Here is an 847-nt window from a genome sequence, read left to right as displayed (position 1 = left end):
GGGCCGCCCCCGGCCGGTCGGCGACGCCGACGGGCTCGTCCGCCAGGGCGACCAGTTCCTCCATCTCGTTGACCGCCCGCTGCAGGTGGTTGATGTGGCCGCCGATGTCGCGCAGGTAGCCGTGCACCACGAAGGTGGTGGTGAGCACGTAGGCGACGTCGCCCGGGCTCGCCTCCCCGCGCCACCACAGCCACAGGGCGGTGGCCACGATGGCGGTGCGCAGGGCGAGCAGCAGCCCGAGCTGGCCGGTGCCGCTCCACGTGATGATCATCCAGGTGCGGTGCGTGCGCCGCTGCCACTTGGCCAGGAGCCGGCCGAGGCGCGCCTCCTCCCGGGCCTCCGCGCCGAAGGCCTTGACCACGGCGTTGTTGCCGATCGCGTCGCTGAGGGCGCCGCCGAGCCGCGTGTCGAGGGCGTTGGAGAGCGCGGAGGCGGGGGCGATGACCCGGGTCGCCAGGAGCGCGGTGGCGCCGACATAGGCGGCGGCGCCCAGCGCCACCACGGCGCCGAGGACCGGCCAGTGCAGGCCGAGCACGAGGGCGGTGCCGAGCAGCACCACCAGGGCGGGCAGCAGCGCCAGCAGCAGCGTGTCGTTGAGCCCGTCGAGGGCCCACATGCCGCGCGAAATCTTTCGGACGGTGGAGCCCGAGAAGGTGTTGGCGTGCCACTCGGTCGAGAAGCGCTGGACCCGGGCGAAGCCGTCCCGGGCCATGTCGCTCATCGTGTGCAGGGTGAGCGGCACCATGAGGCTCCAGGCGACGTGCCGCAGCAGCGCGGTGGCGAGGCCGAGCGCCGTCATCGCCAGGAAGGCGGGCAGCGCCGCCTCCAGCGCCGCCCGCCTTCCTGG

General features: G+C 74.3%; 1 protein-coding gene. It reads right to left on the bottom strand.

What is annotated here, in order from left to right; all coding sequences use genetic code 11:
- On the bottom strand, positions 1 to 847 hold an 847-nt coding region (locus FV228_RS31160), incomplete at both ends, for an ABC transporter ATP-binding protein (RefSeq protein WP_147857912.1).

The organism is Methylobacterium sp. WL18 (assembly GCF_008040015.1).
In the GTDB taxonomy this organism is placed as follows: Bacteria; Pseudomonadota; Alphaproteobacteria; order Rhizobiales; family Beijerinckiaceae; genus Methylobacterium; species Methylobacterium mesophilicum.
The sequence above is the reverse complement of the archived record's forward strand: the minus strand, read 5'-3'. Positions and strand labels throughout refer to the sequence as shown.